This is a genomic window from Prolixibacter bellariivorans ATCC BAA-1284 (assembly GCF_000621705.1).
GTDB lineage: Bacteria > Bacteroidota > Bacteroidia > Bacteroidales > Prolixibacteraceae > Prolixibacter > Prolixibacter bellariivorans.
Genome location: NZ_JHXO01000009.1, coordinates 152,099 through 175,054, shown reverse-complemented (window position 1 = coordinate 175,054; position 22,956 = coordinate 152,099). Strand labels below are relative to the sequence as shown.

The 22,956-nt window shown below is 46.3% G+C and carries 12 protein-coding genes; 11 read left to right on the top strand and 1 reads right to left on the bottom strand.

Features of this window, described 5'->3' with window-relative positions; genetic code table 11:
- Positions 1-17 precede the first annotated feature (17 nt).
- The 5 genes from T426_RS0112485 (at position 18) to T426_RS0112465 (ending at position 6,080) form a co-directional block, all read left to right on the top strand.
- Complete coding sequence (locus tag T426_RS0112485) at positions 18-1,307, top strand: MGH1-like glycoside hydrolase domain-containing protein (protein ID WP_025863964.1); 1,290 nt, start codon at positions 18-20, stop codon at positions 1,305-1,307.
- Complete coding sequence (locus T426_RS0112480; RefSeq protein ID WP_027585783.1) at positions 1,304-2,884, top strand: sodium:solute symporter family protein; 1,581 nt, start codon at positions 1,304-1,306, stop codon at positions 2,882-2,884. The genes T426_RS0112485 and T426_RS0112480 overlap by 4 nt, the downstream gene beginning before the upstream one ends.
- Positions 2,885-2,887: 3 nt before the next feature.
- Positions 2,888-4,567 carry a sugar phosphorylase gene (locus T426_RS0112475; protein ID WP_025863965.1) on the top strand — a complete coding sequence of 560 codons (1,680 nt, stop codon included), beginning with the start codon at positions 2,888-2,890 and terminating at the stop codon, positions 4,565-4,567.
- Positions 4,568-4,625: 58 nt separating this feature from the next.
- On the top strand, positions 4,626-5,747 hold the full coding sequence (locus T426_RS0112470; RefSeq protein WP_025863966.1) for a glycerate kinase: 1,122 nt from the start codon (positions 4,626-4,628) through the stop codon (positions 5,745-5,747).
- 63 nt (positions 5,748-5,810) lie between these two features.
- A complete protein-coding gene (locus T426_RS0112465; RefSeq protein ID WP_025863967.1) occupies positions 5,811-6,080 on the top strand; it encodes a hypothetical protein in 270 nt (89 codons plus the stop codon).
- Positions 6,081-6,096: 16 nt separating this feature from the next.
- Here the strand turns inward: T426_RS0112465 and T426_RS0112460 are convergent, their stop codons facing one another.
- On the bottom strand, positions 6,097-7,653 hold the full coding sequence (locus T426_RS0112460) for an ArnT family glycosyltransferase (protein ID WP_025863968.1): 1,557 nt from the start codon (positions 7,651-7,653) through the stop codon (positions 6,097-6,099).
- Positions 7,654-8,127: 474 nt separating this feature from the next.
- Between T426_RS0112460 and T426_RS0112455 the strand changes: the two genes are divergently transcribed.
- From T426_RS0112455 to T426_RS0112430, 6 genes are all read left to right on the top strand, one after another.
- Positions 8,128-9,024, top strand: a complete 897-nt coding sequence (locus T426_RS0112455; protein ID WP_027585782.1) for an ABC transporter ATP-binding protein — start codon at positions 8,128-8,130, stop codon at positions 9,022-9,024.
- 50 nt (positions 9,025-9,074) lie between these two features.
- Positions 9,075-12,416 (top strand): golvesin C-terminal-like domain-containing protein, encoded by a 3,342-nt coding sequence (locus tag T426_RS0112450; RefSeq protein WP_025863969.1) that lies wholly within the window; start codon positions 9,075-9,077, stop codon positions 12,414-12,416.
- Positions 12,417-12,427: 11 nt separating this feature from the next.
- A complete protein-coding gene (locus tag T426_RS0112445; protein WP_025863970.1) occupies positions 12,428-13,915 on the top strand; it encodes a TolC family protein in 1,488 nt (495 codons plus the stop codon).
- 22 nt (positions 13,916-13,937) lie between these two features.
- Complete coding sequence (locus tag T426_RS0112440; RefSeq protein WP_025863971.1) at positions 13,938-14,993, top strand: efflux RND transporter periplasmic adaptor subunit; 1,056 nt, start codon at positions 13,938-13,940, stop codon at positions 14,991-14,993.
- Between the two features lie 41 nt (positions 14,994-15,034).
- The gene (locus T426_RS0112435; protein WP_025863972.1) at positions 15,035-18,130 is read left to right on the top strand and encodes an efflux RND transporter permease subunit; all 3,096 of its coding nucleotides are present in this window, start codon (positions 15,035-15,037) and stop codon (positions 18,128-18,130) included.
- A gap of 70 nt (positions 18,131-18,200) precedes the next feature.
- Complete coding sequence (locus T426_RS0112430; protein ID WP_025863973.1) at positions 18,201-22,928, top strand: efflux RND transporter permease subunit; 4,728 nt, start codon at positions 18,201-18,203, stop codon at positions 22,926-22,928.
- Positions 22,929-22,956: the final 28 nt, after the last annotated feature.

Here is a 22,956-nt window from a genome sequence, read left to right as displayed (position 1 = left end):
GACTTTTTCTTCTCTATATGGAACTTGCAGATCAGTGTATACAGGTATTGGACAAAAACTGGAAAGGACGATTTACCATTCCGTCACCCCGTTTGTATCCGTTTCAATGGAATTGGGATTCGGGATTTATTGCCCTGGGAAACCTGCATCACAAGCCTGAAAGGGCGCTCACCGAAATGGAGGCATTATTTTCCGGACAATGGAAGAATGGATTTCTGCCGCATATTATCTTTCATAACGCGGAAAAATATAGTTCCTATTTTCCTTCTGCTGATTATTGGAATTCCGGGGTGTCGGAAGAAGCACCTGCTGATTTGAAGACATCCGGAATTACTCAGCCGCCGGTTCATGGATTTATTCTGGAAGAGTTATCCAAAGCCGGATTGGATATTCTGCGCATCAGCGAGCTGTTCGATAAAGTCAGTGCTTATCATCAATGGCTCTATCAATATCGTGAGCACGAATCCACCGGATTGGTGGCCATTTGGCACAACTGGGAATCGGGGATGGATAACTCACCGTGGTGGGATATTCCGCTGGAGCGGATTACATTGGATGAGCTTGAATATATTCAGCTCGAAAGAAAAGACGTTCATGAGGTGAAAGAAAGTGAATCGACCCGTCCAAAAGATTTGGATTACAAACGATATTTGTATCTGGTTGATACGCTTCGGGATAATAAGTATACTGAAGTTCCTGATGATTTTCCATTCCAGGTACTCGATCCGGTTTTCAACGGTATTTTGCTCGCATCAACGAAGAGTCTTATTCGCCTTGGGAAAGTGTTGAATAAAGATACTGACTGGCTTTCGCAGAAATTGAATCAGGGAACGGAAAGTTTCGACGTCTATTTTCTGGATGATGAGCAGGACCTTTATTTTCCTTACGACCTGGTTGGAAGAGAAAAACTAAAGCAACCCTGTTCAGGTTCTTATATTCCCATATTTGCCGGAATTCCTTCATTAGCCCGTGTTCAGCGGATGCTGAAGCCATACCGGGAGCAAACACAGATTCGTCCTTTCCCGTCATGCCACCCGGAGGGAGTGGGTTTTGAGCAGAAAAACTATTGGCGCGGACCGGTTTGGGTGAATATGAACTGGCTGATTTGGAAAGGTTTGTTAAATTACCATCTTTCCGATGAAGCTGAGTTGGTTAAGAATCAAACCATTGAAATGGTGAAGGAATACGGGATTTATGAATACTTTAATCCCTTTACCGATAACCAGTCGGGAACGGGCTACGGAGGAGCAGATTTTTCGTGGACCGCTGCACTGGTGTTGGACATGATTAATAAAACGACTTCATGAATTGGATAGACTATATTATCGTGGTGGTTTATGCCGGTGGATTTTTATTGCTGGGAAAACTATTCAGCAAAAAAAGTGGACGGCAGGACTATTACCTCGGAGGAAAATCATTTGGCTGGTTCCCGTTGAGTCTGTCGGTGATGGCTACGCAGCTTTCGGCTATTAGCTTCATCTCAGCACCTGCTTTTGTTGGAATTCGCCAGGGAGGTGGATTGCAATGGCTCAGTTATGAGTTTGGGCTACCACTGGCCATGATATTTCTTGGAGTATTTTTGGTTCCCAAATTATATAAAGCCGGAATTGTCAGTATTTACGAATATCTCGAGAACCGGTTCAACCGCTCAACACGCGTTTTGATTAGTATTGTTTTCCAGATAAGCCGTTCTTTTGGAACAGGAGTGATGGTTTATGCCGTAGCCCTTATTCTGATGAGCGTGTTGGGGATTCCCTTTTATCAGACCATTCTGGTGATTGGTGTCATCACACTCATTTATTCTTACCAGGGAGGTATGAGTGCTGTTGTGTATGGTGATATGATTCAGATGATTATTCTGGTCGGTGGAATTGTGGTTTCGTTATTTGTTGGCCTTGATTACCTGGGTGGCTTTCACAATTTTCTGGCTCATCTGGATCCTTCGCGTTTAAATGCGGTCAATTTTAAAGATTTTGGAATCGGAGAGGGAAGCGGTAGCGCTTTCGGATTTTTCCCGATGGTCATTGGCGGTTTCTTCCTGTATGCATCTTATTACGGAACCGATCAATCGCAGGTGCAACGTTTGTTGTCGGCGAAAAACATGAAAACGGCCCGGAATACGTTGTTGGTAAATGGTTTGCTGCGATTCCCGATTACGTTGCTGTATAGCATTATGGGGCTGGTGGTTGGTACCTTTGCCTTGATGACTCCGGCTTTCTCGAGCCTGATTCCGGCTGACAAGCCCGACCTGTTAATCCCGGTTTTTATTCGTGATTATTTGCCGCACGGACTTATAGGATTGTTGATCGTGGCCATTTTGTCGGCGGCCATGTCATCGCTCAGTTCAACTATCAACTCGTTAAGTGCTGTTACCACTGAAGATTTGCTGGTAGCCGGTAAGAAAGTCAGTGATAAGGCATACTTCAAATACTCTAAGCTTACCTCCGTATTTTGGGGAGTTGTGACCATCGTGCTTGCTTTTTTTACCGGGAATATTGCCGAAACGGTTATCGAAGCGATTAATAAAGTGGGATCCGTTTTCTACGGTCCCATCCTTGCTACGTTTATGGTTGCCAGCATGGTTCGCTGGGTACACTCGCGGGCAATGAATATTGGATTGGTCACTGGCGTCTTAGTTAACGTTTTTCTTTGGCTGGTTGTAGGTGATCATCTTTTCTGGTTCTGGTGGAACCTTATTGGTGCAGTGGTCACCTTCGCGGTAGCGTTATTCACTCAGAAGTTGACACAGAAGGAAAAAGTGTTAGCTGAAAAACAGGATGTTGATGAGGAACACTATCATTTCTGGTCGAGAAATACCATTATTTTAATCGTACAGTTTATTGTGATTGTACTGATAAGTCTGTCACTGAAATATCTATTGTAATTTATGGAATATATTAAGGAACTCTTGTCAGGTATTTACAAGCCTGAAGAGGTTACTTTGCTTTTGGATGGAATTGATAAACTTTGGAATAAGTACCAGTTTCTCGCTGAAGCGGAAGATAAAGTGCTTACGCAGAAGGATGTCGTTTTAATAACGTATGGCGATCAGGTTTATCAGGAAGGAGAGGATAAGCTGGTGACACTTAACCGGTTTCTGAATAGATATTTGAGCCGGCAGGTTTCTATTGTTCATATTCTTCCGTTTTATCCATATACATCGGACGATGGTTTTTCGGTAACCGACTACTATTCGGTTAATCCTGAACTGGGAAACTGGCAGGAAGTCGAAAAGATGTCGCATGATTTCCGGTTGCTGTTCGATGCAGTTATCAATCATAACTCGAGTCAATCTGATTGGTTTGTGGGGTTTTTGAACGGTGAGGAGCAATACCGCGATTTTTATATTGAAGTAGATAACCTGGACGGCTGTGAGAATGTTACGCGTCCCCGAACGTCTCCGTTGGTACATACTTTTACAGGAAAGGAGCGTGATTACCAGGTTTGGACAACGTTCAGCCGTGACCAGGTTGACCTGAATTTTGCCAATCCACAGTTATTGTTGGAGGTGCTTAATCTGTTGCTGTTTTACGTGTCGAAAGGAGCTTCGATTATTCGCCTCGATGCAGTTGGATTTATCTGGAAGGAGAAAAATACAACCTGCATGCATCTTCCGCAGGCGCATAAACTGGTTAAGCTGATGCGAAGCGTTATTGAGCATTTGAATCCATCAGTGATGTTGCTGACGGAAACCAATGTGCCGCATCCTGATAACATCGCTTATTTCGGTGATGGCGACGAAGCGCATATGGTGTACAATTTTACGCTGCCTCCGTTGTTGGCTTTTAGCCTGCTGAATGAAACGACGGAGCGCTTTAGTGATTGGGTTTCGAATCTGGTAGTTCCGCATAAAAACGTGTGTTATTTTAATTTTCTCTCCAGTCACGACGGTATTGGCGTGATGCCGGTAGATGACATTCTCGACCGAGAGGAATTGAACGTGCTCATCGATGCGGCGCAGGCTAACGGAGGTAAAGTTTCGTACAAATCCAAAGGGAACGGTGAGCAAGTCCCCTATGAGATCAACTGCAATTTCCTTAGTCTGTTACATGGGCCGGACCAGGATGAGGAGTTGGGCGTGAAGCGTAGTTTGCTGGCTCATGCTGTATTGCTGACGATGCCAGGTTTGCCGGCCATCTATTTTCATTCGATGGTGGGCTCAGTGAACGATGTGAAGGGAATGGAGGAGAGCGGACAGAACCGTCGAATAAACCGGCAGAAGTTCGACTACAGATACATGGAGGAGCTACTAGATAATCCGGATACCCGCCAGTCGGTCATTTTGAATGGATTGAAAAAGTTGATTGATATTCGAAAAAATGAGCCGGCTTTCGATCCGTACGGTGAATTTGAGGTTATCAGTTCGGGTAATGGTGTGTTCTCTTTATGCCGAAAAGGAAATTCTGAGGAACAATCGATTTATGCCCATCTTAACCTGACGCGACAAACGCAGCAAGTCCAGCTGTCGGGAAATACCGGTTGGATGGATATTATTACCAGTCGTAATTTTGATGAGGAATTACAAATTCAACCACTCGGGTTCGTTTGGTTGAAGAAAAGGCTGTAATCACATTTGGTGTTATAACTTTTTTGTTACTTCATCTTGTGAATCGAAAAATACAACAATGAGAATTCTGGTTGCCACCGATAAATTCAAAGGTTCCCTGACTGCCGTAGAAGCATGTAATGCAGTAAAAGAAGGAGTTATTAATGTTTTACCTTCCGCTGAAGTCGATATGTTGCCATTGGCCGACGGTGGCGATGGCACTCTCGAAACCATTGAATCGAAACTGCATTTTAAGCGGATTTACCTCGAAGTCACTGGCCCGTTATTCAAAAAGGTTGAGGCGTGGTACGGTTTGCAGGATGATACGGCCTATATCGAGATGGCGTCAGCTTCCGGTTTGTTGTTATTGAAAGACGAAGAACAACATGCACCTTCTGCTACGACATTGGGAACCGGCGAGATGATTGTTGATGCGTTGCAACGAGGTGCCCGAAAGATTTATCTGTTTGTGGGCGGTAGTGCAACTAATGATTGCGGTCTGGGCGTTGCGCAGGCCGTGGGTTATCGTTTCCTTGATGAAAATAACAACGAATTGCAGCCCGTTGGATCCTCATTGAAAAAGATTGTTTCCATTAGCGGAACAGCTCATGCGGGTATTGCGGACACGGAATTTATTTTGGTTACCGATGTGGAAAATCCGTTATACGGGCCGAATGGTGCTGCGCATGTTTTTGCGCAGCAGAAAGGAGCTAATCCGGAAGAGATAGAAATGCTGGATAGAGGGCTGAAGCATTTTAGCGAAATGATAAAACAGGAGTGGAAGTTTGATGTGGCTAACATTCCCGGAGCTGGAGCTGCTGGTGGTCTTGGTGCCGGAGCGATGATTTTCCTGAACGCGAAACCACAGAAGGGGATAACCACCATCATGGAAATTTTGCATTTTGATGAATTACTTCAGCAGGCAGATATGCTCATTTCGGGTGAGGGGAAATTTGATAAACAAACACTGGAAGGCAAAGTCGTCAAAGGAACGATGGAGCGTGCACAGGAATTCCATAAACCTTTTGGCGTGGTTTGCGGTATTTCCGAACTGGCGCCCGATGAAATCAATGATTTGCCTATCATTGCTGTTGAGGCCATCAAAAATGAGGAAACAACATTTGAAGACGCGATGCAAAATGCTTATGCACTTTTGGTAGCCCGAACGGAACGGCTTGTCAAAACGATGCTAAGACGCTGAAGTCCATAAATAACTAACACTTTTGCTCCTTTTATTTTTCGTTGCTTGATGTTGAGAAGTACCATGAACGATCTGATTCCCATTAAAGTCGAATGTCATTCCGGATACAAAGCTGATGAATATCCAACTAGCTTTTATTGGGATAAGGTGCGTTTTGATATCAAGGAAATACAGGATCGCTGGTACCAGGGCGACCGGAATCCGGATTGGCCGCCCGCCAATTACTTTAAAGTTATTACGACTAAGAACCAACACTTTTTGCTGAAGCATGATGTGAAAACGGATAGGTGGTATTTAGTCGTAAAGGGTGAACGTTTGAACCTTCAGGTCTGAAGCTTTTCAAGACAAATTAAGGCTTCCATTGATACACTTGCGTGGTTTTATTCTCAAACAAATCTTTCTGACGAACAATCTCTTTGAGTGGAAGTGCTTCCAACTCCTTTTGCACTTTCGTTATGGAAATGAGATATCCATTTGGATGTTCCTGAAAGAAAGCGCTCACTTCTTCCGGAGTTTTCATCTGAGGGATGTGTTTTTTCAGTGCGAAGGCAAAGGCGGGATTGAATCGTCCGTAATAGGCAACGGGGCGACTGATGTCCATCGCGGTTAGTGCTTTTTGTACCGGATTTTGCCGATTCACAGCCGGGAAGACGACCATGAAAAAGAGAATTCCGGCCATGATCCACCCAGCGGAGAGAGCCGTGAAAATTCGCTGTTGACTTCGTTGTTGATAAAAGTTATATAATGCCCAGACAGAGCCGGCAGGAATAACCAGAAAGAACCACGCCATATTGGCTACCGGAACCAGACTCTTATCCAGTTTCATCGCAATAAAGGCGCCAATCGGAATTAACAGACCAATTATAAGGCTGATCCACAGAGGTTTTTTCATTTTTAAATTGACATTGCTGAGGTAGTAACCAATCAGCACAGCAACGAAAGGATAGGCCGGCATGGGATAATTGGGCAATTGCGTGGAAGATATAGAGAAGAAAACGATGATGACCAACGACACTATCATCGAAAACAATATCAAATCGTTGTTTTTACGCTGGCGAAAAGCTTCCCGGTACGACTGAAAAAGAAAGATGGTGTAGGGAAGAAAAGCCAGCAAAACAAAGATGGCTGTCAGCAGAAAGAAACCACCGTGTCCTTCCATTTCGCTGGAAAAGCGGTCGAGATTATGCTTGAAAAAGAACTGACGGGTCCATTCGCCATGGGTCGCCAATCCAACTTTAACATACCACGGGATGGCTATCAATCCGGTGACCACCACGCCCAGAAGAAGCCGGAACTGTTTGATGGTTTTCCATCGGAAATCGCGTTTCATGATTAGGAATAACAAACCGTTTAGTCCGGCGAATCCAAGAGCGACAGGCCCTTTGGCTAGAATCGCCAGCCCCAGAGCGGCATACATCGTGATAAGCCAGGGCCATTTTCGGTTTTGGTAAAACTCGAAAAAAGCCCAATGTGTAAGTGTCATGAAGAAGATCAGATAAGGATCGGGGACGGCCAGGTGAAATTCGATCGAGAAATTTAGCGAGGTGATAAGGATAAGCCAGGTCAGTAGCGCCGTTTTCTCGCCGGCATATTTTTTGGTAAACAGAAATGTGATAAGTAGCGTAAGTGCACCCATGATGGCTGAAAAGAAGCGGGCTGCAAACTCGTTCACTCCGAAAATTTTGAAAGAAGCCATCATAAAATAGTAGTGCAAAGGCGGCTTGTCGGTGCGCAGACGGTCGTTGAACGTGGGAACTACCAAGTCATTGCGGGTAAACATTTCCCGGGCACATTCCACATTTTTCGATTCATCGAGTATGTATATCGGGTTATACCGGATACCGGCCGTATAAAGGAAAAAGGCTGCAAAAAATAGAAATATAGGAAGATATTTACCTGTTTTCATCTGTTTAAATTTTTTCGATTCCTGAATGTTCATAAAGTTTCTGCACATTCAGGAACTCACATCAATTTTAACCATCCTCGTGTGTATTATAGGATGATAAAAATTCATGTTCGTTTCATCATTTTCTAATCTTAAATTCAGGGGCAAAAATACTGCTTACGGGCTGTAATCATGTATTTTAGCTCAATTTTCTTGTTTCTTTTTGTAGATTGGTTGAAATACAGATGGTTAAAAATGGATTTATGATTACCTTTAAAATTCGTTAAAATTATTATGTAACGTTTTTAAACCTTTTACTACCAATAGAATCAAATAGACTGATCTTTCTAAAACGTTCCTTTCCTGTGAAAATGCAAGCTCCTGAATATCCGGTTATTCGGCTAACTACAACTGAATGTATTTTACATCTGCGGAATCGTTTTTCAAATATTAGCTTTTAAGCAATCGATTGTTAACACCTCAAAAACTACACGTGTGAACATTGAGATTAGAGATCTGAATAAGACTTATCCGAATGGAAATCATGCCCTGAAAGAGGTATCGCTCGAAATCGGAAATGGCATGTTTGGTTTGCTGGGACCCAACGGTGCCGGCAAATCAAGTTTGATGCGCATTTTGGTTACCCTGATGAAACCATCGAAAGGACAGGTGCTGGTGAACGGACTCGATCTGCAGAAACATCGCCGCGAAATCAGGCAAATGCTGGGGTATCTGCCTCAGGACTTTCGCTTTTTTGCAAAGCTAACAACCTGGGAATTTCTGGATTACAGTGCGCGGCTGGCAGGTATTAGTCAGCGGAAAGCCCGTTTGGGAGCCGTCGAACAAATGCTGGAAGAGGTGGGACTGTACGAAGCCCGTAACCGCATGGCCAATAAACTGTCGGGTGGAATGAAACGCCGGCTGGGGATTGCGCAGGCATTGATTGGCGAACCCAAAATCATTGTGGTGGATGAGCCTACGACAGGCCTTGACCCCGAGGAGCGAATTCGTTTCCGGAATTTGCTTTCGTCCATCAGCGAGCGGGAAGTTATTATCATTCTTTCCACGCACATTGTGGGCGATATCTCCAGTACCTGTACCGATATGGCACTTTTAAACAGTGGGTCACTGGCGTATCATGGTGCTCCGGACAAGTTGATTGAAATGGCCCGCGGAAATGTGTGGCAGATTTCAGCTACCGAAACAGAATACCAGGAGATACAGGAAAAATATCCCATTATATCTTCTATCCCAGCTGAGTCGGGATGGGAAGTTCAGGTAGTTGCCCGCGATGTGAACGGATATGCCGGAGAACAGATTGAACCGAACCTGGAGCATGCCTATGTGAATTTCATGGAGCATGAACTGAATCAACGCTGGCACGAAGAATAATCGTTTGCCGGAAAATATATTGAAATCCTAACGCTAAAGAAACAACGATCATGGCATCACTTCACCATATTCGTACCGTAGCCACCTATGAATCCAAGACCCTGTTCCGCAGTTGGTTCTTCCGGATTTTTGCCATTCTGGCGCTGGTATTTGTCTTCTTTTTCAATCTTTTTTATCAAACCAAGGTCGGATTCCCGTTCGACGATATGGTTGCTCTGCCAGCGAAGGTTCCATTCATGAACCTGTATATTATTAATATGGCGCAGGCCATTATCGCCATTTTCCTGGCTTCCGACTTCCTGAAAAGGGATAAAAAGCTCGACACCACCGAGGTTATCTATATGCGGTCCATGTCGAATGCCGATTACGTGATTGGGAAAACGCTGGGTAACCTGTACGTTTTTCTATTACTGAACGTAGTTGCGCTGGTGATGGTGGCCGTTTTCAACCTGATTTCGCCCTACAGTGCGTTCCGGTTGATGCCCTATTTCTACTATTTCTTCCTGGTAAGTGTACCAACACTGCTTTTCATCCTGGGACTGGCTTTTTTACTGATGTCGGTTATCCGGAACCAGGCGTTGACGTTTATTTTATTGTTGGGCTACATCGCGGCAACGCTTTTCTATCTGCAAGGAAAATTCCATTTCCTGTTTGATTACATGGCCTACCAGTTGCCGCTTACCTGGTCTGATTTTGTGGGCTTTGGTAACTTGAACAGCCTGCTGATGCAACGCGGAATCTATTTCTTCCTCGGCGTTGGATTTATTTGCCTGACTATTTTGTTGCTGAAGCGGTTAAATCAGTCGAAGACGGTAAATGGCGTGGTGACGGTTATTGGTGCTGGTTCGCTGATTTTTGCCCTCGTGTTGGGGTTCTTCTATGTGAACCGGGTATCGCAGTTCGATAATCACCGGAAGGAGATGATTGCCCTGAATGACCAGTATGCCCAGGCACCGGTCATGCAGATGACGCGTTGCGACCTGGATGTAAAACACAAAGGGAATACGATTGCCGCTGTGGCGGATATGGAACTGAAAAATTCCACCAACGAACCGGTCAAAGAGATTATCCTCACGTTGAATCCGGGACTATCAGTAACTAATGTCGAAGGAGCAGGGTATCAGCGCGACCAGCAGTTATTGAAAATTCAGCCGCAAACAGCGTTGGCACCGGGCGATTCGTTGCAAGTAAAAGTGAGTTATGCCGGTACGATTGATGAGTCGTTGTGTTACCTGGAATACGACCGGGAAAGACTAGATCTGATTACGCGGGACGATAATGCCACCATTGATAAGCGACACGCATTTGTGCGAAATAATTATGTGCTATTGACACCCGAAGTGCGCTGGTATCCCACACCAGGAGTGAATTACGCTTCGAAAGGATTAGGATGGTTGCATAAAGGTTTTACCCACTTCTCGCTGACGGTAGAACCGGCAAACGATAGTCTGAAAGTGTTATCGCAGGGTGAAAAAACAATTGGCCAGAACGGTACAATAACCTTCCGGGATAAAAAGCCGTTGCCACAAATTTCGCTGGTAATGGGCAATTATCAAACCCGTTCCATCACTGTCGACAGTATTCAATATAGTTTGACGTACCTGAAAGGTCACGACCGGTTCGATGAATTCTTCAAAGAGATAAACGACTCGCTGGCTCCGGTCATTCGCGATTTAAAAAATACATACGAAGCAAAACTCCAACTTCGGTATCCGTTCAGGCGACTCGAACTAATCGAAGTCCCGGTGCAGTTCTATTCTTATTCACACCTGTGGACAGCTGCCCGTGAACAGGTTCAGCCCGAAATGGTTTTTCTGCCGGAAGGCGGTTATATGGTTTCCGGAGCTAATTTTGCGCTGTCGAAACGATGGGCTGAGCGGAGAAGCAAGAGAACAAATGAAAGCATTACCGAAAGGGAATCGGAAGAGAACCTGTTTCGCGATTTTGTGAACCGTGCACTTCTATCCAAAGATGAAGGCAGGGGATTTAGGATGCGTATTGGCGGGATGGGCCGAAATGCAGATGATAATCCGAATCCGTATTTCATTTTCCCCGATTATTATAGTTACGTGAATGAAATTAATTCGCCGAAGTATCCTATCATGAATCGTGTTGTGGAATCCTATTTAGTAGAACGCACGTCAGATGATCGTCCGGGCTTCATGCGTAACTTTCTGGGCATGTCGAGCGACGAGAAAGGGAATATGGAACTTCAGGATAAATCGTTTGCACAGGTATTACAGGATCAGGACGATCCGGATATCGTGGACAATATTATCCAAACGAAAGGCGAATTCCTTTTCGCACTGATGAAAGCCGCAGCTGGCGAAGATAAATTCGATAATGTGCTAAACTCTTTCCTGGAGAAAAACCGTTTCCGGGAAACCGGAATTAACGACTTGAAGAATGATTTGGCTTCATCGTTTAATCTTCAGCTCGACGATTACCTTTCTTCCTGGTACAATTCGAAAGAGTTGCCGGGCTACCTGGTAAACGATGTGGAAGCGGTGAAAGTGAAGGATGGCGACCGTACGTCAACCATGGTAACGTTTCATCTGTCGAATACCGGAAAAGAACCGGGGGTAGTGAAATTTACCTTCCGGCTAGGTGGTCAGGGTAGACGAGGTAGACGTTTTGGCGGAGGCGGTGAAGAGGAAACTGTGGAACGAATTGTGGCCATTGCACCTCACCAAACCAAGCGGGTTGGCGTGCTGCTCAACGAAGAGCCTCGCATGATGATGACCAATACGTTCGCGTCGGCCAATATTCCAGCTGTATTGACGCAGCGTTTCGAAAAAATTGAACTCGACGAGAAACGAACTCCGTTCGATGGTGAAGAGGTGATTGACTATGATAACGGTACGGCTCCGAATGAGACGATTGTCGATAATGAAGATCCCGAATTTAAATTGGTACAGCCCGAGTCGAGCAGTTTCCTGAAAAAGATTTTCCAGGCTCAGCTAATGGATAATGAGGATCAAAAGTATAAAGGCCTGAACTTCTGGCGTCCGCCGGTGGAGTGGACCTTGACCACTAATACCAATTTCTACGGCAAAACGGTTCGGTCGGCGTACTACACCAAAGGCGGTACTGGTGACCGGGAAGCTATCTGGAATGTACCAATTAAAGATGCCGGATACTACACTGTTTTTGCTTATGTGCCGAAAATTAACATGCGCTGGCGCGGAGAAGATAAAGGCGAATACACATATACCATTCATCATGACGATGGAGAGGATCATCCGGCTGTGGATATCAAAAACACCGATGGAGGCTGGGTGGAACTGGGTGCCTACTATTTTTCGCCTGATACGGCCAAAATTGAATTAACGAATAAAACCGAAGCCAGTATTGTGTACGCGGATGCCGTGAAACTGGTCAAAGAAAAATAACCTGTAAATCCATGAAGAAATTAAAGTATCTCTATTTACTGTTGTTGCTGGGAGTGACCTTGCCACTTCATGCGCAGAAAATTCTGACGCTTGACGATGCGATGGCGATAGCTGTGAAGCATAGTCCTGACTTGATAGCTTCCCGTCTGAATCTGGAAAGGACAAGCGAGTCGCTGAATGCGAAGCGGGCTTCGATGAAATCTCAATTTTCGCTTAGTCTGAATCCGCTGCAATACAGTCAAAGCCGTTCATTCAACGATTTGATCTCACAGTGGAACACCACCGATAATTTCCAAACGTATGGAACGTTTACTGTTCAGCAACCGATTTTGCTCACCGATGGAACCATTTCGCTGAACAACGAATTTGGTTGGAGGAACAGTTACAGTGAATATAGCGGGGTCCGGGATAAGTCGTTTTACAACAATTTGTATGTCAGTATCACACAGCCGCTGTTTACGTACAACCGGCAAAAAATGGAGCTGAAGCAACTGGAGTTGGATAACGAAAATTCGATGCTGAGTTATGCCATGCAACGGTTGAATCTGGAGAAGATGGTTTCGCAGTTTTTCTACGATGTTTATCAGGCGCAGATGAGCCTGAACATCAAGGAGGACGAATATAAAAACACCCTGAAAAGCTACGATATCATTAAGAACAAGGTAGACGCCGGATTAGCCGCACAGGAAGAATTGTATCAAGCTGAAGTGAATAAGGAAACGGCACGTTCTGATCTGGACAATCAGCGTGTAACGCTGGAAAATTATAAGGATCAGTTCAAGCAGTACATCGGAATGGATATTAATGAAGAGATTACGGTGATGGCCGATGTTGAGGTGAAACCGGTATCGGTAGACCAGAAAATGGCTATCGATCACGGCTTGTCGTCCCGTATGGAAATCCGGCAACGGGAAATTAATGTGGAGAACTCGCAGTTTGATCTGATTCAGGTAAAAGCGGCGAATGAGTTTCGGGGAGATGTGAACATTACCTACGGTTTGCTGGGCGACAACCAGGAGTTGAAAAACGTATATGACAACCCGACCCGGAATCCGCGTGTGAACGTGGCTTTCAATATTCCGCTGTGGGACTGGGGCGAAAAGAAGGCGAATATTCGGGCGCAGGAAGCCGTGATCAAAACGCGGCAACTCAGTCTGAATAATGAGAAAATCCAAATCGTTCTGGATATTCGTCAGGTGGTGAGAAGTCTCCAAAATATGAAGAACCAGATTGGGATTGCCAAAATCAATGAGAAGAACGCGCAATTGACGTATGATATTAACCTGGAGCGGTACCAGAATGGAGACCTGACCAGTATGGATCTGAACTTATATCAGTCGCAGCTTTCGGAGAAGAAAATGGCTTATGCCCAATCGCTTATTAATTACCGTATTGAGCTGTTGAACCTGAAAGTACAGACACTATACGACTTCGAAGCAAAAAAATCGGTTGTGCCGGAAGAATTTCTGAAAGAATATCGCGATAGCCAAACGAAATAACCATTCCTGAAAAACTTGTAACATGAAGATATCAAATAAATGGCTGCTCGCTGCTCTCTTACCTGTAATGGCAGCATGTGGCAATCAGAATAACCAAACGGATAACGAACTGGCCATTCCGGTTTCAGTTCAGGATGTGAAGAAAAGCTCGATTGTGCAGTATGTCAGTACAACGGGAACGACGAAGGCCGCAAGCGAGGCCACGTTAAACACTGAGATGGCCGGTAACTATTATCTGGAGCGCAATCCGAAAACCGGGCACCCGTTCCGCCTGGGTGATAAGGTGCAGAAAGGACAGACAATTGTCAAGCTGGAAGATGAGGAATACAAAAACGGAGTTTCGCTCGAAACCAAGAAGCTGAACTACGAGATTGCCAAGTTGGAGCATGAGAAGCAGCAGTCGCTCTACGAAAAAGGCGGCGTCACCCTTCGTGAAGTAAAAAACTCGGAAGTATCGCTGAGCCAGGCAAAACAGGACTACGAGAATGCGCAACTTCAATTGGCGAAGATGGATATCCGGGCTCCGTTTACCGGAATTTTGGTTAACCTGCCTGATTACACTAACGGAACACGTGTCGCGTCGGGAACAGCGGTGGCTACCCTGATGGATTACAACACGCTCAATATGGAGGTGAATCTGCCCGAGAAGAACCTCTCTGTTGTGAAAGTTGGGCAGGATGTTGATATTACCAATTATACCCTTCCGGAAGATACCCTTTCGGGGAAAATCAGTGAACTATCGCCGGTTGTGAGCAGCGAAACCCGGACTTTTATCGGGAAAATCCGCATTGACAATCCCGACCTGAAACTGCGTCCCGGAATGTTTGTGAAAGCTGATATTCAGGTAGCGCGGAGAGATAGTGCCATTGTCATTCCCAAAGACATTATCGTTTCGGGTAACCGCGGAAAAACCGTTTATATCGTCGTGAAAGGTGCGGCACAGCAGAGGGTTATCGAAACCGGACTGGAGAATGCCAACGAGGTGCAGGTCACTTCCGGCCTGAAGGCAAACGACCGGGTGGTGACCAAAGGCTTCGAAACATTGCGTAACCGCTCGAAAGTAAAGGTAGTTAAGTAGTTATTCCGGCAGCGTCCGCTGACCAGGAAAATCATATTTCTATGAGAAAACTAACGAATTTTTCGGTGAATTATCCGGTTACGGTGTTGATGGCGGTACTGGCAATCCTGCTGCTCGGTATCATCTCGTACCAGAGACTGGGAATTGACCTTTTTCCCGATTTGAACTCGCCGCGTCTTTACGTGGAGATAAAATCGGGTGAACGCCCGCCTGAAGAGATGGAAACGCTGTTTGTGAAAAACATCGAAGCGCTGGCCATCCGCCAAAGCAAGGTAACACAGGTTTCTTCAATTATTCGCACGGGTTCGGCGCAGGTAACAGTCGAATATGCGTGGGGAAAAGATATGGACGAAGCTTTTCTCGACCTGCAGAAAGCTTTGTCGAACTACTCGCAGAACAGCGAAATTGATGAGCTGAATATCACTCAACACGATCCGAATACAGCGCCGGTCATGATCGTTGGTCTTTCCAACGAGTCGATTACCGATATGAATGACTTGCGGAAAGTGGCTGAAAACTATATCCGGAATGAACTGATCCGGCTGGAAGGGATTGCCGAAGTGGAGTTAGCGGGACAGGAAGAGCGGGAAGTCCGCATCGATACAGATCCATACAAACTGGAAGCTTTCAACCTGACGATGGACGAACTGAGTCAAAAGATCGAGGCTTTCAACCGGAGTATTTCAGGCGGTTCGATTACCGAAACAGGCATGCAGTATATCGTGAAAGGTGTGAGCATGCTTCGCGATATCGACGACTTCAATAACCTGGTGGTCGGTTATAAAGCTCCGGTTGCCGGCAATGAGACAATGCAGAAAACGCCTATTTTCCTGCGGGAAGTTGCTCATGTTTCTTACCAGAATAAAGACCCCGAAAACATTGTCCGGGTCAACGGAAAGCGTTGCATCGGACTGGCGATATACAAGGAAACCCGATTCAATACCGTAAAAGCGGTTCAGGATATTAACGAAGAACTGGCCAAGATCACCAAAGCGCTTCCGGGTTATCAATTCACGGTAGTGAGCAACCAGGGAACGTTCATCAAGAGTGCCATTAACGAGGTGAAGAACACGCTACTCATCGGTATTGTGCTGGCTGTGTTTGTATTATTCCTGTTCTTGCGAAGATTTGGAACAACGCTTATCGTCAGTTTGGCGATTCCCATATCCATCATTGCCACCTTTAATCTGATGTATTTTAACGGGTTAACCCTGAATATTATGACGCTGGGCGGACTGGCGCTGGGAGCCGGTATGCTGGTGGATAACGCTATCGTGGTGATGGAGAATATCTTCCGGAATCACGAAAGCGGTTTGTCGGTACGCGAATCAGCCATCGTTGGTACGGCACAGGTTGGAGGAGCTATCACGGCTTCCACGTTGACCACCATCGTGGTTTTTCTGCCCATCGTTTATCTGCACGGCGCTTCAGGCGAGTTGTTCCGCGACCAGGCGTGGACGGTGGCATTTTCGCTGCTATCTTCACTGGTGGTAGCCATTTTCCTGATTCCGATGATGTATCATCGCATTTACCGGAAGAAAGAAGCCACGCTGAAATTCCGTTCCGTTCAGGTAAAAGGATATGGAACTTTCCTGTCGAGGATTTTGGAGCGTCGCTGGTGGGTGATTGGCGGAGGAATTGCACTGCTGGCTATTTCAGCTTTGCTTTATCCTTTTATCGGAAGTGAGTTTATGCCCAAAGCGGACAGTCGCGAGTTCACCATCGAGGTAAAAATGCCCGAAGGAACACCGCTCGAACGAACGTCGGAAGGCGTTGCATCAATGGAAGCCCTGCTGAAAGAACTGTTGGGCGACAATGTACAGTCTATCTATTCCCGCATTGGCCCGGGTTCCGATTTGTCCGAAACAACGCAAAGTATTTTTGAAGGAGAAAATACGGCTGAGGTAAAAGTAGTGCTGAAGCCGAACGCGAAATACAATTCACGGAATGTGGTTGAGGCGGTTTCAAAATGGTACAAAGACAATCCGCAGTTTGAAGTCAACTTTGTACAGGACGAAACAGCGCTGCAGAGCATTCTGGGTACGCAGGATGCCCCCGTTGTTGTGGAAGTACAGGGAGAAGATCTGAATGTAATCGATACGCTAACAAAACAGGTTATGCAACGAATTCAGGATGTTCCCGGTTTGTATAACATGCGTACCAACATCGAAGACGGGTATCCTGAAGTAGATGTAGAAGTCGACCGTTTGATGGCCGGAATGCATAACCTCAGCGTGGAGCAGGTGGTCAGCCAGATTACTGCTCAACTCGAAGGTCAGGATGCCGGTCAGATGGAGAAAGAAGGCGAGATGCGTGATATCACCATTCACACGCCGAAGATGAGCCTCGCACAATTCCATAACATCGAGCTCAACAGCAATGGACAAGTTATCCGGCTCGATGAGATAGCCAAACTGAAGGAATCGGTTTCACCTAAAGAGATTTACCGGCTCAATCAAAATCGCATAGGAAAGGTAATGGCTGATTTGGATAAGAATGTGCCGCTGGATAAAGTCGTGACTCAGATGCGCAGCAAGCTGTCCGGCCTATCGTTACCCAACGATTATAAAGTAAAAATAGCCGGAGAAGAGCAAAAACGCGAGGACTCGATGCACAGTCTCGAGTTTGCGCTTCTTCTGTCCATTATTCTTGTGTATATGGTGATGGCTTCTCAGTTTGAGTCGCTCATCCATCCATTTGTTATCCTGCTGACGATTCCGTTCTCGATTGTGGGAACCGTGTTGTTGTTCTTTGTCATGGGACAGCCGTTCAATATTATGGCGCTAATCGGTGTGATTATGTTAGTGGGAATTGCAGTCAACGATTCCATCATTTTCGTCGATCGCATCAACCAGTTGTGGCGTGGCGGAATGGATAAACGGGAAGCTATCGCGGTAGCAGGACAACAGCGTATCCGTCCGATTATCATGACCAGTTTGACAACCATATTGGCATTACTTCCACTGACATTTGGCTTCGGCGAGAGCGCTGCATTGCGTTCGTCAATGGCGCTGGCTGTTATCGGAGGTTTGGTAACCAGCACCATTCTGACGCTGGTGGTGATTCCGGTTGTGTACGATTTGTTTACCGGAAAAACCATTCGTAGTCTCGATACTGTGACTGACGAGGAAGTGTGACGAATCACGGGATAAGGAATGTCCGGATTTGTGCCGAAAGGACCAACGGACGAGCTAAACTTGCGAACGAATGAACTTTATTATAAACAGAAAGACCCTTATCAGCATGTTATTCATCGGGCTGAGTTTGCTGGGATACATCTCCTGGCAAAATCTCCCCATGGAGCTGTTTCCTAATGCTGAGCTGCCCGTGCTTTTCGTTCAGGTGAATACCCAGACGGAGGTGGACCCGAAATACATGGAGAATCAGGCCATCATTCCGTTGGAAGGAGCGATTGGAACCATGCAGGGAATCGAAAATCTGCAATCGACAGCGCAATCGCAGCGGGGGACTATTGTCGTTGAATTTAAGAAAAACGTCAATTTCAAGTATACCTACCTGAAGCTGCAGGAAAAAATCGACGAGGCGAAACAATCGCTTCCGGAAGAATTCCGGGTAACCGTGATGAAGGTGGACCTGGACCAGATGAATAACCAGTTCATGGAGCTCCAGGTGCGCGGTTCGGGCGGTGTCGACAGAGTCCGGAATGAAACAGACCAGGAGGTTGTTCCTGATTTGGAAAACATCGACGGAGTTGCCGGTGTGACGGTTTACGGTGGGCGCGAGAAATCCATCGAAGTGCGACTGAAAAAGGCGATGTGCGAAGCCTATGGTATCACGCCGGCTACCATTCGCAGCAAAATTGCCCAGAGTTACCGTACCCGTGCTTTCGCCGGAAACGTGTACCAGTCGAACCGGCAATTCATTGTGCATGTCAATGCGGAATACACCGATATCAAATCGCTGGAGAACCTGGTGATTGCCGACGGTCCCATCTTGTTAAAGGATGTGGCGAATGTCTATTTCGGGGTCAAGGAAGAGACTTCCTATTCCCGTGTCAACGGAAAAGATGCGGTGACGGTCCGGCTGGTGAACGACGCTCAGGCTAACCTGATTGATGTTTCGCACAAAACGCTGGATGTGGTAAAGAAGCTGAACGAGAAACTGGCTTCGAAAGATATTGAGATTGTTGTCCAGAACAACACGGCACAAACCATGGAGGACAACATCAACCAGATTATTGAGTTGGCGCTGGTGGGTGGACTTCTGGCCGTGCTGGTACTTTGGATTTTCCTGAAAAACTTCCAGCTGGTTTCGGTTATTGCGCTGGCCATTCCCATTTCGGTGTATGCGGCGTTCAACTTTTTCTATGCGGCCGATATCACCATCAACAGCCTGACTTTGGTGGGAATGGCGCTGGCCGTCGGGATGTTGCTCGACAACAGTGTGGTGGTGCTCGAAAATATTTATCGATTACGATCCCAGGGCCTTCCTCCGGCGAAGGCAGTTATTCAGGGTACAACGGAAGTTTGGCGTTCGATTGTGGCAGCTACACTGACCACTATTACGGTATTTTTGCCCTTCCTCTTTTCCGATAATTATTTGATTAGCCTTATCGGGAAGAATGTCGGTGTATCCATCATCTCAACGCTCACCATCAGTTTGTTTGTGGCGTTGCTGCTGGTGCCCATGATGGCGCATTACTTCCTTACCAGGAAGAAAAGTACATCCATTAATTTCAACCAGATATCAACACGGAATCCGCTCATTCAGGGCTATGTGATGGTGCTGAAGAATACGCTGCGGAGTCCGGCCCGGACCATTATTGGTGCGTTGGTCTTTTTCTTTCTGACCATTTTTATTCTGTTGGCGGTCAGTGTCAATAATCTTAGCGAAGTTGAAACCAACGATTTTCAGATTTATGTGACCATGCCTTCCGGCTCTACGCTTGAATCGACCGATAAGGTGGTCTCACAAATCGAAAGCCGGTTAGAACCGATTGAGGAAAAGCAGGATGTCGTTAGTAAAATTGAGGAGGATAACGCGGTTGTAACGGTTACGCTGAAAGACGACTACAAGAAGACCAGCAAACGAAGCATTGCCGAAATTAAAAGCGATGTAGAAAATCGTGTTGAAAATATTTCGGGCGCTGAAATTAGTGTCGATGAAGAACCGGCTTCTGCCGGAAACCGCGGTGGCGGAGGCGGCGGTTCGTTCGGAGGAGGTGGAACCAGCTTCATGCGTTTGCTGGGCGTGGGAACCAACTGGGAACGAATTCTCATCAAAGGACAGGATTTCGAGACGATGAAGAATGTGGCGTCCGATTTTCAGTATTATCTCGAAAGTCTGGAGTCGATGCGCCGTGTACAGGTTAGCTACTCCGATAACCGGCCGGAAGTTCACCTCGAGTTTCATCCGCTGCTGCTAACCGCTTACGATATTCCTTTGGCGAACATCGCCTCCGAATTGAATTCCTTCAATCCGGAAATCAATACCAACGTTCCGTTCAAACAAGGAACCGACGAATACGACATCATCATTCGTGATGAAGATGCGAAAGACAAGAAAGAGCGTTCGGCTGATGATTTAAGGCATTTACTCATTACCGATGCGAATGGTGGTACGCACGAATTGCAGTCGGTAGCCGATGTGGTTTTCTCTTCCGGGTACGCACAAATCGACCGGGTAAACCAGGAAAAGCAGATTGAAGTCCGCTACCGTTTCATCGACGAAGCGCAGGATTCGAAGACATTGCTCGATGCTTACCGGATGGAAGTTGACCAGATAGTAGCCAATTACAATCTGCCTTCGGGAGTGGCCGTTCAGGTCATTCATGAAGAGGACGATTTACAGGAATTCTACTTCTTGATTCTGGCCGCCTTTGTTTTGATTCTGATGATTTTGGCCTCGGTATTCGAATCGTTGTCGACACCGTTTGTGCTGATGTTCTCGATCCCGCTGGCAGCTATCGGCTCGTTCCTGGCATTGATTTTTACCGGGAACAGTCTGTTTAATGCCAATACCTTGACGGGATTTCTGATTCTATTGGGAGTAGTTGTGAACAATGGAATTATTCTCATTGACTATACCGGTATTCTGCGGAAGCGTGGTTACCGAAAGGAGCGAGCGTTGATTACCGCGGGAATGTCGCGTATTCGCCCGATTTTGATTACCGCCATCACCACCATCGTGGCCATGATGCCACTGGCGATGGGCGATAATGAATACGTTGGTGCAATTGGTGCGCCGTTCGCTATTACCGTAATTGGCGGGCTAAGTGTCAGTACATTGCTTACTCTCATCTTTATCCCGACCTTTTATTTTGGCCTCGAAAATGCTATTAACTGGGTACGTAAGCTCGATCTTCGGATTCAAATCCTTCAGATTTTACTGTATATAGGTGGTTGTGTTCTCATCTTCACGAAAGTGGATACGTTCATGTGGCAGATGGTTGACCTGGTTGGATTAACCGTGTTGATTCCCGGAACAACCTGGTTTGTAAAAAATAGCCTGCGTAAGGCTACCGAGACAGTAATTGAGCCGGATGTGCCGATTCAAATCAGGATACAGAACCTCGTGAAAATTTACGATCGGGGCAACCGTTTTATCCGTGAATGGAAAGGCAACCGGAACATTCGCGAACGCAAAGGCGAGCTGAAAACTTACCATTCGTGGCGCGACTTCGACGATTTTGTCTGGGAACTGCCGCTATTGGGCTTCCTGACTTATTTCACATTCTCTTATCTCGATAGCGGTTGGTGGATGTTCGTCATGGCTCATTTTGTCTTCCTCATGGCTTTGTCAATCTGGAGAAGAGTACAATTGTTGCTGGCTTATTCTTCTGCGCAAAGCGGAAAAGACCGGCCGGTGAAAATAGGAATTATCATTCATCGCTTGCTGTATTGGGGACTTCCGGCAGTGGCATTGGCGCTGTTTTACCTGAAGTGGGAAACCATCGGTTCGGTGGTGATGATTGCTGTGCTGTGGTATTTCGTGCTGGCGGTGAAAGTGACAGCGGATAAATTGTACCGCGATAAGGTTAACATCGAACGATTGAAAGGTCGTTTTGCCGGCCTGCGCCGGTTGTTCTTCAAACTGGTGGAACAAATTCCGGTTATCGGTCGCAAACACGATCCGTTCAAAGCGCTGCGCGGCGTTTCTCTGGATATCGGTACGGGGATGATTGGTTTGCTGGGGCCGAATGGTGCCGGTAAGTCGACGATGATGCGCGTGATTTGCGGAATTTACGACCAGAGCTACGGTAAGGTCTGGATTAATGGTGTGGATACACAGCTTAAGCGCGAAGAGCTGCAAGGCTTGATTGGATATCTTCCTCAGGAATTTGGTACGTATGAAAATATGTCGGCATGGGAATTTCTGGATTACCAGGCTATGCTGAAAGGCTTGTCTGACAAAGAGGCACGTGAAGCGCGCGTTCAATATGTACTGGAAGCAGTTCATCTATGGGACAAGAAAGACGACAAAATTGGTTCGTTCTCGGGTGGAATGAAGCAACGCATTGGTATTGCACAAATCCTGTTGCACTTGCCGCGTATTCTTGTAGTGGATGAGCCGACGGCCGGACTCGATCCGCGGGAACGTATCCGTTTCCGTAACCTGTTGGTGGAACTGAGTCGTGAGCGCGTGGTTATCTTCTCGACGCACGTTATTGAAGATATTTCCAGTTCCTGTAACCAGGTAGCCGTCATTAACCGTGGTGAGCTGCGTTATACCGGCCATCCCAACAATATGCTGAAACTGGCTGACGGCCTGGTTTGGCAATTCCTGATTCCGGCCAAAGAATTTGATGCTATGGAAGGAAAAGACCGGGTGGTACATCACATGCGCGATGGCGACCAGATTAAAGTCCGGTATATCTCCGCAATGCAACCGGCTCCGGATGCTGTTCCGGTGAAACCGGTATTGGAAGAGGCTTATTTGTGCCTGTTGAAAGGAATTCAAAAAGAAAACAGTTGATTCAGTTCGACTAAATGAACGCTTGAAG

Bases quoted from the DNA above. Each gene is read 5' to 3' on its own strand.
- T426_RS0112465 (WP_025863967.1), top strand. From the start codon at position 5,811: ATGAACGATCTGATTCCCATTAAAGTCGAATGTCATTCCGGATACAAA.
- T426_RS0112450 (WP_025863969.1), top strand. From the start codon at position 9,075: ATGGCATCACTTCACCATATTCGTACCGTAGCCACCTATGAATCCAAG.
- T426_RS0112445 (WP_025863970.1), top strand. From the start codon at position 12,428: ATGAAGAAATTAAAGTATCTCTATTTACTGTTGTTGCTGGGAGTGACC.
- T426_RS0112460 (WP_025863968.1), bottom strand. From the start codon at position 7,653: ATGAAAACAGGTAAATATCTTCCTATATTTCTATTTTTTGCAGCCTTT.
- T426_RS0112435 (WP_025863972.1), top strand. From the start codon at position 15,035: ATGAGAAAACTAACGAATTTTTCGGTGAATTATCCGGTTACGGTGTTG.
- T426_RS0112430 (WP_025863973.1), top strand. From the start codon at position 18,201: ATGAACTTTATTATAAACAGAAAGACCCTTATCAGCATGTTATTCATC.
- T426_RS0112480 (WP_027585783.1), top strand. From the start codon at position 1,304: ATGAATTGGATAGACTATATTATCGTGGTGGTTTATGCCGGTGGATTT.
- T426_RS0112440 (WP_025863971.1), top strand. From the start codon at position 13,938: ATGAAGATATCAAATAAATGGCTGCTCGCTGCTCTCTTACCTGTAATG.
- T426_RS0112470 (WP_025863966.1), top strand. From the start codon at position 4,626: ATGAGAATTCTGGTTGCCACCGATAAATTCAAAGGTTCCCTGACTGCC.
- T426_RS0112475 (WP_025863965.1), top strand. From the start codon at position 2,888: ATGGAATATATTAAGGAACTCTTGTCAGGTATTTACAAGCCTGAAGAG.
- T426_RS0112485 (WP_025863964.1), top strand. From the start codon at position 18: ATGGAACTTGCAGATCAGTGTATACAGGTATTGGACAAAAACTGGAAA.